This window comes from Nonomuraea sp. NPDC003754 (genome assembly GCF_053605785.1).
On record NZ_JBSGJX010000003.1, the window covers coordinates 382,611 to 393,136 of the forward strand.

Here is a 10,526-nt window from a genome sequence, read left to right on the forward strand (position 1 = left end):
AGCCGACTCCCCTGGGTGACCGCGCATCGGGGCACTCACGACGGTGACGGGCACGGCAGGGGCAGCTGGCGGTTGTCGCCTCCCCGGCCGCGTGTCCGCGGCAGGAGGATTTCGCACTTGTCCTACGACGCTAGCTCAATCACCGTACTCGAAGGGCTTGAGGCGGTCCGCAAGCGCCCGGGTATGTATATCGGTTCGACCGGTGAGCGCGGTCTGCACCATCTCGTCTACGAGATCGTCGACAACTCCGTCGACGAGGCCCTCGCGGGTCACGCCGACCGCATCGACGTGACGCTCCTCGCCGACAACGGCGTGCGGGTCGTCGACAACGGCCGTGGCATCCCCACGGGTATCCACCCTGTGGAAAAGCGCTCCGCGGTCGAGGTCGTGCTGACCACGCTCCACGCGGGCGGCAAGTTCGACGGCAAGTCCTACGCGGTCTCCGGCGGCCTGCACGGCGTCGGCTCGGCGGTCGTCAACGCGCTGTCGACCGCCATGGACGTCGTCGTCGAGCAGAACGGCCACGTCTGGCGCCAGCGCTTCGAGATGTCCAAGCCGGTGGCTCCGCTGGCCAAGGGCGAGACCACCGACCAGAGCGGCACGTCGATCACCTTCTGGGCCGACCCGGCGATCTTCGAGACCACCACGTGGAACTTCGAGACGCTCTCGCGCCGCTTCCAGGAGATGGCCTTCCTCAACAAGGGCCTGACGATCACGCTGACCGACGAGCGGCCCGACCACATCAACGGCGAGGTCCACAAGGTCCACTACCACTACGAGGGCGGCCTGTCCGACTTCGTCAGGCACCTCAACTCCAAGAAGGAGCCGGCCCACGCGTCGGTCGTCGACTTCGAGGCCCACGGTGAGGGCATCTCCGTCGAGATCGCCATGCAGTGGAACAACTCCTACTCCGAGTCGGTCTACACCTTCGCCAACACGATCAACACGGCTGAGGGCGGCACCCACGAGGAGGGCTTCCGCGCGGCCCTGACGTCCATCGTCAACCGCTACGCGCGCGAGCAGAAGTTCCTCAAGGAGGGCAAGGACGACAACCTCTCCGGTGAGGACGTCCGCGAGGGCCTGACCGCGATCGTCTCGGTCAAGCTGGCCGACCCGCAGTTCGAGGGCCAGACCAAGACCAAGCTGGGCAACACCGAGGCCAAGTCCTTCGTCCAGAAGGCCTGCAACGACCACCTGCGCGACTGGTTCGAGCGCAACCCCGGCGAGGCCAAGGACATCATCAACAAGTCGCTGCAGGCCGCCCGCGCCCGCCTCGCGGCACGCCAGGCCCGCGACCTGACCAGGCGCAAGTCGCTGCTGGAGTCCGGCAGCGGCCTGCCGGGCAAGCTGGCCGACTGCCAGTGGAACGAGCCCGACAAGTGCGAGCTGTTCATCGTCGAGGGCGACTCGGCCGGCGGCTCCGCCAAGGGCGGCCGCGACTCCCGCTTCCAGGCGATCCTGCCCATCCGGGGCAAGATCCTCAACGTGGAGAAGGCCAGGATCGACAAGGTCCTGAAGAACAACGAGGTCCAGGCGCTGATCACCGCGCTCGGCACCGGCGTGCACGACGAGTTCGACATCGCCAAGCTGCGCTACCACAAGGTGATCCTGATGGCCGACGCCGACGTCGACGGTCAGCACATCAACACGCTGCTGCTGACCCTGCTGTTCCGCTTCATGCGGCCGCTGATCGAGGCCGGTCACGTCTACCTGTCGTGCCCGCCGCTCTACAAGATCAAGTGGGACCGCAAGGGTGACGACGCCTCCTACGCCTACTCCGACTCCGAGCGCGACGCGGTCATCGCCGAGGGCATCGCGGCGGGCAAGCCCGACCCGCGCCCGCGCGACAACGTCCAGCGCTTCAAGGGTCTGGGCGAGATGAACGCCGGGCAGCTGTGGGAGACCACGATGAACCCCGCGACGCGGCTGCTGCGCCTGGTCACGCTCGACGACGCCGCGCAGGCCGACGACCTGTTCAGCGTGCTCATGGGCGAGGACGTCGAGGCCAGGCGCGACTTCATCATCCGTAACGCGCGTGACGTCCGCTTCCTCGACGTATAGCGGTAGCCGTACCAGAAAAAAGGATCTTCACCTGTGACGGAAGTGAACACCACTCCCCCGGCTGACCGCATCGAGCCTGTGGACATCCAGTCCGAGATGCAGCGCAGCTACATGGACTACGCGATGTCCGTCATCGTGTCCCGTGCGCTGCCCGACGTCCGCGACGGTCTCAAGCCGGTGCACCGCCGGGTGCTCTACGCCATGTACGACGGTGGCTACCGTCCCGACCGCGGCTACTTCAAGTGCGCCCGCGTCGTCGGTGACGTCATGGGCACCTACCACCCGCATGGCGACACCTCCATCTACGACGCGCTCGTACGGCTGGCGCAGCCGTGGTCGCTGCGCTACCCGCTGGTCGACGGGCAGGGCAACTTCGGCTCGCCCGGCAACGACCCCGCGGCGGCGATGCGCTACACCGAGTGCAAGCTCGCGCCCATCGCCATGGAGATGCTGCGCGACATCGACAAGGACACCGTCGACTTCCGGCCCAACTACGACGGCAAGTCGCAGGAGCCCGACGTCCTGCCCGCGCGCATCCCGCAGCTGCTCGTCAACGGCTCGGGCGGCATCGCGGTCGGCATGGCCACCAACATCCCGCCGCACAACCTGCGCGAGGTCGCCGCGGCCGTCAAGTGGTGCCTGGAGAACCCCGACGCCACCGACGAGGAGCTGCTCGAGGCGGCCATCGGGCTGGTCAAGGGGCCCGACTTCCCGACCCACGGCCTGATCGTCGGCCGGCGCGGCATCGAGGACGCCTACCGCACCGGCCGCGGCTCCATCACCATGCGGGCCGTCGTCGAGGTCGAGGAGGACGGCAAGGGCCGCCAGTCGCTGGTGGTCACCGAGCTGCCCTACCAGGTCAACCCGGACAACCTGGCCCTCAAGATCGCCGAGCTGGTGCGCGAGGGCAAGCTGACCGGCATCGCCGACGTCCGCGACGAGTCCTCCTCGCGGGTCGGCCAGCGCCTGGTGATCGTGCTCAAGCGCGACGCGGTCGCCAAGGTCGTGCTGAACAACCTCTACAAGCACACCCAGCTGCAGGACACCTTCGGCGCCAACATGCTGGCGCTGGTCGACGGCGTGCCCCGCACGCTGCGCCTCGACCAGTTCATCCGCCACTACGTGGCGCACCAGATCGAGGTCATCGTCCGCAGGACCCGCTACCTGCTGCGCAAGGCCGAGGAGCGCGCCCACATCCTGCGCGGGCTGCTCAAGGCGCTGGAGCGGATGGACGAGGTCATCGCGCTGATCAGGCGCTCCCCCTCGGCCGCTGAGGCGCAGGGCGGCCTGATGACGCTGCTCGACATCGACGAGGTCCAGGCCCAGGCCATCCTCGACATGCAGCTGCGCAAGCTGGCCGCCCTGGAGCGCCAGGCGATCCAGGACGAGTACGACAACCTGATGACCCAGATCGCCGAGTACAACGCGATCCTGGCCAGCCAGGCCCGCCAGCGCGAGATCATCAACGACGAGCTGTCGGAGATCGTCGCCAAGTACGGCGACGACCGGCGCACCGAGATCATCGCCTACGACGGCGACATGTCGATCGAGGACCTCATCGCCGAGGACGAGATCGTCGTCACGATCACCCGCGGCGGCTACGCCAAGCGCACCAAGACCGACCTCTACCGGGCGCAGAAGCGCGGCGGCAAGGGCGTGCGCGGGGCGCAGCTGCGCCAGGACGACATCGTCGACCACTTCTTCGTCACCACGACCCACCACTGGCTGCTGTTCTTCACCAACAAGGGCCGCGTCTACCGGGTCAAGGCCTACGAGCTGCCCGAGTCGGGGCGTGACGCGCGCGGCCTGCACCTGGCCAACCTGCTGGCCATGCAGCCCGACGAGACCGTCATGGAGGTCCTCGACCTGCGTGACTACGACGTCGCGCCGTACCTGGTGCTGGCCACCCGCAGCGGCCTGGTCAAGAAGACGAGGCTGGCGGAGTACGACTCCCCCAGGTCCGGCGGCCTGATCGCGATCAACCTGCGTGAGGACGACGAGGTGATCGCCGCACGGCTGGTCTCCGAACAGGACGACCTGCTGCTCGTCTCCAAGGGCGCGCAGGCCATCCGCTTCACCGCCACCGACGACGCGCTGCGCCCCATGGGCAGGGCGACAAGTGGTGTCATCGGCATGAGATTCCTAGAAGGTGACGAACTTCTCGCCATGAATCGCATGGGTGATGGCGAAGACGTGCTTATCGCCACCGAGGGCGGGTACGCGAAACGGACAGCTGTTGAGCAGTATCCGGTCCAGGGACGTGGCGGCAAGGGCGTGCTTACTGCGAAGATTGTTACCTCTCGTGGCAAGCTGGTCGGAGCCGTCATGGTCAACCCGGAGGACGAGGTCTTCGCGATCACATCCAACGGCGGGGTGATCCGGACGAGCGCTGGGGAGATCAAGCAGTCTGGCCGTCAGACCATGGGAGTGCGCCTGATGAATCTCGCCGAAGGCGACAGCGTCGTGGCCCTCGCTCGGAACGCCGAGTCGATGGAGACTTCGGCGGAAGCTGAGGAAGACGGGGGAGGAGAGTAGTCCATGAACGCCCAGGGCGGTTCCGCGAAGACGACATCGTCTCGGGAGAACGGGCAGAAGCCTGCCAAGCCCAACGAGACGGAAGTCCTTGACATCACGGAGGACCAGGCCCAGGACGAGGCGGAGCGGAAGAACGAGACGGTCCGTCTCCGTCCGTCTCTGACCTCCGAGGCCCCACCGCCGCCGGCCGTCGAGCTGCCGAAGAAGAAGGCGGCCGCAGCGGCGGCCCGCCTGCCTCGCAAGGCGCACCTGGTGCTGCGGCGCGTGGAACCGTGGTCGGCGATGAAGTTCAGCTTCGTCGTCTCCCTGGTCTGCTTCGTGATCCTGTTCGTCGCGGTCGCCGTCCTGTACGGCGTGCTGTCGGCCATCGGGGTCTTCGACTCGATCGTCCAGACGGTCAACCAGCTGACCCAGGCCGACGGGCAGAGCTCGGGGAGCTTCGACATCTCTGCGTGGTTCGAGCCGGTCAGGATCCTCGGGTACACCGCGCTCATCGGCGCGGTCAACGTCGTGCTGATCACGGCGCTGTCGACGCTGGGCGCGGTCATCTACAACATCGCCGCCGACCTGGTGGGCGGCGTCGAGGTGACGTTCAGCGAGGCCGAATAGGCCCTTTACCGTGTCCCGGACGCGGCGCGAGCAGCGCCCGGGACACGGTAAGCTTTCCTCGTACGAACAACCGGTTCGCCTCCGGCTGACGGATGCGATAACGTTCTTTGTGCGCGGGGCTATAGCTCAGACGGTTAGAGCGCTTCCCTGATAAGGAAGAGGTCCCAGGTTCAAGTCCTGGTAGCCCCACCCAGCTCAGAGGCCCTTTTCCGAGATCGCGGAGAGGGGCCTCTCGCCATTTTTATACTCGATCTGTACCTGAGCTTGGGAAGACGTCTCGGGCGTAGACTGCCGAGCCCGCCAACTGACGATCAGCTCATCCAGGATCGCGACAGAAGCGGGCCATCGACCGGCCGCACGGCCGCCAGTTCTCCCACGGCGGCCCACAGCCGTCGCTCCAAGGCGTCGCTGATCTGCCGCTTCATCTCATCGGTGACGTGTGTGTAGATCATCTTCGTCTTCTTCGTCTTGTGCCCCATGCGCTTGTTGATCGTCTTCTGCGCGATCCGCTCATCTCCCAGCCACGTCTCTTGGCTGTGGCGCAAATCGTGAGGCGTACCGTCCTCGAACAGTGCAGGCCAGGCCGTGCCATCCTGGACCAGGTGGCGGGCTGGCCGGGGCCGCTGTCCGTAGCATCCATTCTCCTGAAGTCTCAACAGGGCACCTACGACCGCAGTACGCCCGCCGTAACACATGGAGTCGGCGAAGGGATTGTCAGGCGCGAGGCCGAGCTTTTGCTGGAAGTTCTACGCCGCCACGTCGGCCAGCAACTCACTCTCGCCCACATCGGCCTCGACCCCGCCGCGCCGGTGACCGCGTGGCCGGGCACCCCCTGGGTATCGACACACACGATCACCGAGATCATCAACTGCACCAGGAGCGACCTCATGCTCGGCCGCCGCGACGTTATCAACCACAGCGCTGCCGTCCTCACCGGCGACGATCTGCTGCGAGCCATCCAGCCCTGGACGACCGCCACCCCCGACCCCCTCGACATCCCCTCCGGCCACAGCCGCAGCCGTATCGGGCTTCGTGAGGTCACGCAGATCCACGCCGTCACCGCGGGCCTGCGCGAGCTGGACAACCTCCACGGCGGTGGCCTGGCCCGCGAAGCGGTGATCGGGCAACTCACCTGGGCGGCGTCCCTGCTGAAGGATGCCATCTACACCGAAAAGGTCGGCCGTAAGCTGTATGCCGCCGTTGGCGAGCTGGCCAGCGTCGCCGGATGGATGAGCCACGACTGCGGTATGCACGCCGCCGCCCAGCATTACTTCCTGCTGGGCCTGCGCGTCGCGAAGGAGGCAGGTGACGCTAACCTCGGCGCGCACCTGCTCAACTGCATGGCCCGCCAAGCCGGCCACCAGAACCGGCCCCAGGACGCTCTCGAACTCGTCCACCTGGCCCTGTACGGGGCCCGCAACACTGCCACCCCGACAGTCCGGGCCATCCTGCACAGTCTCGAAGCCCGCTCCTACGCCGTCATGGGAAGACCCGACTTCGACCGAGCAGCGGGCCTGGCCGAAGACGCGTTCGAGCACAGCACCCCCGCGGATGACCCGCCGTGGGTGGGCTTCTTCGACATGGGCGAGTACTATGCCACCCTGGGCGTGTGCTACCAGATCGCCGCCCGCCAAGGCCACCCGACGCACGCGACCCGCTCCATCAGCATGATCAAACAAGCGATCACCCTGCGGGGCGAAGGCCGTATCCGCAGCAAAACCTTCGATCTGATCGGTCTGGCGCGGGCGCACCTCGCCGCCCGTGACCCGGACGGCGCCGTCGCCGCCACCAACTCCGCACTAGAGCTGATGGCCTTCGTGGACTCAACACGCGTCCAGGACCGACTTCGGGAACTACTCGACGAAACCGCACCCTATGCGGGCACATCAGCATTGGGTGACCTTCAAGCGAAGATCACGGACCGCCTCGACGGATAGCGACCGTGTCAGCTCGCTGTCTGTGTTCCTGACCTTTGGCCAGGAACACAGCGCCACCGCAGTGTCTAGCTCGTCGAGTGGAACTGAGCTGTCACATGTCGGCGACATGGAGCATCAAGCGGGTGCTGCTGCGCTATGAGGAGGCCGCCCCGGGCGGCTCCCTCGACAGCGGCGAGGACCACACACCGCCCTGCACCGCGAGCTCCGCGAGGAACTCGGCATCGCCGAAGGCGACGTCCAACTCGATGCCCAGATCGACGAGCACAGTAAGGCGCACCAGGTCGGCGGCCAGGAGGTTCTCCAAGCCGAGCGGTACTATCTCGCGCGGATCACCGATAGGGACGTCGACCGCCAGCGCCCCGTCCTTTTGCAATAACTCCCTTGGGGAGAAACGGTCAGTTCAGGCCGTGGGACGGCGCTCGCCTCAGGTCGTCCCACAGCCGCGATCCCGGCCGGGTGGGGAAGAACGCAGCCGCCCGCCGGCCGGACGTTGCCGTCATCCTCAGCGCTGCGCTTCACCTGCTGCAAACCAGGCTCCGGGGGCACGGCGTGCACACACGGTTCGAGCACGACGGCTCCAGCGAACCGAGGTACGCATGTACAACCTGCTGGTCCGGGTTGGCGTCTTGGCGGCTGATGGCTTACCGACGTTCAGAGTGGACACCGGTGAGCTTTCGCCGCAAGCCGTCGTCTGTGCCGTCACGGGCCACATCAGTGCGCTACTGTCACGCAACCAAGGGGTGATAGCCGACCACAAGGTGCATGACCATGAAGCAGCGGTATCAGGTATCCGTCGACGAGGCCGCGAAGAGATCGGCGTCCATCTGGATCCGGTCTCGCTGCGGCCCGCCACCGTCGTCCACCATCTATCGCCGGAGGGCAAACCGCGTGTGGGGATCTTCTGCGCAACGAGCTCCTGGGCGGGCAAGGTGTTCAACGCCGAAGCTGCCAAGTGCGTCGGGCTCCGATGGGAGCCTACGCACAGCCTGCCTGACAACACCGTGCCGTATACCTCTGCCGGGATCGGCCTGTACGGCTGGCCAGAGCTTGCCTCGGCTGGCTAGCGCATGACTGTCGCTCCGGTGGAAATCCGCACCGTTATGGATGACTACCTCGCCGCCCACCCCCACCGCGCCGCCGATGTGGCCGCGCTCGTCAAGGCGCTGGAAGGCGCCGCGGACCTGTCATCCCGCAGGACGTTTCCACTGCACGTCACTTGCAGCGCCGCCACCCTCAACGCCGCAGGACATGTCCTGATGATCCACCACCGCGCGCTGGACCGATGGCTGCTGCCCGGCGGTCACGTCGAACCTGGCGACCGCAGCCTCTACGGCGCGGCCTTGCGCGAGCTGGCGGAGGAAACCGGTCTGCCCTGGCAGCACGTCGTCCCTCGATCGCCCGTCCATAACATCATCCCAGTCGACATCGACGTTCACGAGATCCCGGCCAACCCCGCGAAGGGTGAGCCTGCTCACTTCCACGCCGACTTCAGGTTCGCATTCTGGGCTAAGGAGTCGTCGATCTCGATCCAGCCAGAGGAGGTCGTCGCTTTCTCCTGGCGCCCTCCCGCCGATCTGCCGACCGCCCGGCTGGCCAAGAGTGTCGCTGCGATCTGACGTAGGCACAGCGACTCAGCGGGAGCCCGCAGCTAACCAGGCCGACCGGGATCGTCCTGTATGGCGCCGGCGCAGACGACGGTGCGGGCTTCAGGACTCGGCCAGGGAGCCATGCCTGCCGCAGCATGCGCGCCGCGGGCGCAAAACTGGCTGCCGGGCAGCAGGCTCGTGAGCGTCCCCCGCGTCCGGGGCTGGCGTCTGCCAGTTGCTCGCGCAGGGTCGACGGCAACCAAGGAAGAGATGGTTTCGATGTACAGGGAGACATCGAGTCGTCCCGAGTAGTGAGCAGCGGTTCCAGCCAGCCGGGTGCGACCTCGCGCGGGTAGCCGGTGATCGCCAGCGTGGCGTGCATTCCGGAGAGTTCGAGCGAGGCGGGCCCGCTGAGTAGGAGGTACTGGCGGTGACGCAGGCAGCGGAGCGAGAGGGACACCAGGTACGCCGTGTTGTTCCACTGCTTGCGGCTACGGGGATCTCGGTTACGGGAGATGGCGCGTTCTGGGCTGCTGCTCCGCTGCTGGCGGCGGAGATTACCAGAGATCCGCTTGCGATTTCGCTGGTGTATGCGGCTTTCTATTTGCCATGGTTGATCATCGGCTTGCCTGCCGGTGCGTTGGTCGATCGTTGGCAGCGACGGCGGGTCATGGTGATTGCTGATCTCGTTCGAGCTGTAGTCCTTGCCGGGCTGGCGATAGCCGTGCTGAATGGTCAGGCTTCGGTGCCGCTGCTTGTGGCAACGGTCCTCGTCGTAGGCATTGCGCAATGCTTCTTCGACTCAGCCGCCCAAGCGATCATTCCGTTTATCGTCGGGCGGGACAAGGGCGCGCTTGCACATGTTAATGGGCGGTTCTGGTCGATTGATATGGCAGGCCGTTCCCTGCTTGGTCCTCCTTTGGGATCTGCCTCCTTTGCAGTTTCACGCGTGCTGCCATTCGGGTTGGATGCGCTCTCTTTCCTCGCTTCGGCGGTACTCGTGCGACTTCTTCCGAACCCTGCGGTAGCCGATGGGCCGCATGAAGGGCTTGGCTCTGCCGTACGAGCCGGGCTCGGGCATCTGGTCAAGACGAGAGAGCTATTAATCTTGGCGCTGAGCACGGGTGCCTACAACGGTGCGTTCAACGTGGCGATGGCCACGTTCGTACTCTATGCCACATCGATCCTGGACATACCGAATGCCGTTTACGGCGTGCTTTTGGCTGCTATAGCGGTAGGCGGCATACCTGCTGGCTGGTGGGCACGTCCGCTCACCAGCCGGCTGACCTACCGCCAGACCCAGAGCATTGCGCTGAGCGGACAAGCGATCTCGTGGACGGGCATCCTCCTGGTCAGCAACGTCTGGGTGACCGGAGCGCTCTTCGTCATCATGGGGGCCTGCGGATCGATGTCCAGTGTGGCCGTGGCCTCTGCTCGTCAGGCACTGACGCCAGACGGGCTTCTTGGTCGCGTGGTTGCTGCGTTTCGGCTCCTTGGCCTCGGGGTGGCAGGGTGTGGTGCTCTAGCCGGTGGCGCTCTTGCGCACTTTTTCGGACTTAATGCGACGTTTATTGCTTCTTCTTCTTTTTTGCTCGTTGCGGCGCTTTTGACCTGGCCTTTCCGTTGATCTCGTTTGTCTGAGACGCCATCATTGAACGTTTTTCATCCTCGGGCGGCGTGAGCGACACGGTGGTTCTGAAGGACGGCGATGGCCTTGCAGAGGTGGCCGGCCTTGGAAGGGCTGCAGCGTAGCTTTCGGAGGATCTTCCAGCCTTTGAGCTGGGCGTTCGCGCGTTCT

General features: G+C 65.9%; 9 protein-coding genes and 1 tRNA gene. 8 read left to right on the plus strand and 2 right to left on the minus strand.

Annotation, left to right across the window (positions count from 1 at the left end; genetic code table 11):
• The first annotated feature begins 138 nt into the window (after nucleotides 1-138).
• The 4 genes from gyrB (at nucleotide 139) to ACWEVS_RS06260 (ending at nucleotide 5,394) form a co-directional block, all read left to right on the plus strand.
• The gene (gene gyrB / locus ACWEVS_RS06245; RefSeq protein WP_449916187.1) at nucleotides 139-2,061 is read left to right on the plus strand and encodes a DNA topoisomerase (ATP-hydrolyzing) subunit B; all 1,923 of its coding nucleotides are present in this window, start codon (nucleotides 139-141) and stop codon (nucleotides 2,059-2,061) included.
• A 33-nt stretch (nucleotides 2,062-2,094) separates the two neighbouring features.
• On the plus strand, nucleotides 2,095-4,596 hold the full coding sequence (gyrA, locus tag ACWEVS_RS06250) for a DNA gyrase subunit A (RefSeq protein ID WP_354916722.1): 2,502 nt from the start codon (nucleotides 2,095-2,097) through the stop codon (nucleotides 4,594-4,596).
• A 3-nt stretch (nucleotides 4,597-4,599) separates the two neighbouring features.
• On the plus strand, nucleotides 4,600-5,205 hold the full coding sequence (locus ACWEVS_RS06255; protein WP_449916049.1) for a DUF3566 domain-containing protein: 606 nt from the start codon (nucleotides 4,600-4,602) through the stop codon (nucleotides 5,203-5,205).
• 115 nt (nucleotides 5,206-5,320) lie between these two features.
• Nucleotides 5,321-5,394 (plus strand) — tRNA-Ile (locus tag ACWEVS_RS06260).
• A 122-nt stretch (nucleotides 5,395-5,516) separates the two neighbouring features.
• Here the strand turns inward: ACWEVS_RS06260 and ACWEVS_RS06265 are convergent.
• Entirely contained in the window at nucleotides 5,517-5,900 is a 384-nt protein-coding gene (locus ACWEVS_RS06265; protein ID WP_452550203.1) for a tyrosine-type recombinase/integrase, read from the minus strand.
• Here ACWEVS_RS06265 and ACWEVS_RS06270 point away from each other — a divergent pair.
• The gene (locus ACWEVS_RS06270) at nucleotides 5,808-7,142 is read left to right on the plus strand and encodes a hypothetical protein (protein WP_452550221.1); all 1,335 of its coding nucleotides are present in this window, start codon (nucleotides 5,808-5,810) and stop codon (nucleotides 7,140-7,142) included. The genes ACWEVS_RS06265 and ACWEVS_RS06270 overlap by 93 nt on opposite strands.
• Nucleotides 7,143-7,275: 133 nt before the next feature.
• On the opposite strand, the gene ACWEVS_RS06275 is transcribed toward ACWEVS_RS06270, so the two are convergent.
• Complete coding sequence (locus tag ACWEVS_RS06275) at nucleotides 7,276-7,446, minus strand: hypothetical protein (RefSeq protein ID WP_452550205.1); 171 nt, start codon at nucleotides 7,444-7,446, stop codon at nucleotides 7,276-7,278.
• Between the two features lie 292 nt (nucleotides 7,447-7,738).
• Between ACWEVS_RS06275 and ACWEVS_RS06280 the strand changes: the two genes are divergently transcribed.
• From ACWEVS_RS06280 to ACWEVS_RS06290, 3 genes are all read left to right on the plus strand, one after another.
• On the plus strand, nucleotides 7,739-8,206 hold the full coding sequence (locus ACWEVS_RS06280) for a hypothetical protein (protein ID WP_452550207.1): 468 nt from the start codon (nucleotides 7,739-7,741) through the stop codon (nucleotides 8,204-8,206).
• Between the two features lie 18 nt (nucleotides 8,207-8,224).
• Nucleotides 8,225-8,758, plus strand: a complete 534-nt coding sequence (locus tag ACWEVS_RS06285; protein ID WP_452550209.1) for an NUDIX hydrolase — start codon at nucleotides 8,225-8,227, stop codon at nucleotides 8,756-8,758.
• A gap of 400 nt (nucleotides 8,759-9,158) precedes the next feature.
• Complete coding sequence (locus ACWEVS_RS06290; RefSeq protein WP_452550211.1) at nucleotides 9,159-10,355, plus strand: MFS transporter; 1,197 nt, start codon at nucleotides 9,159-9,161, stop codon at nucleotides 10,353-10,355.
• The last annotated feature ends 171 nt before the right edge of the window (nucleotides 10,356-10,526 follow it).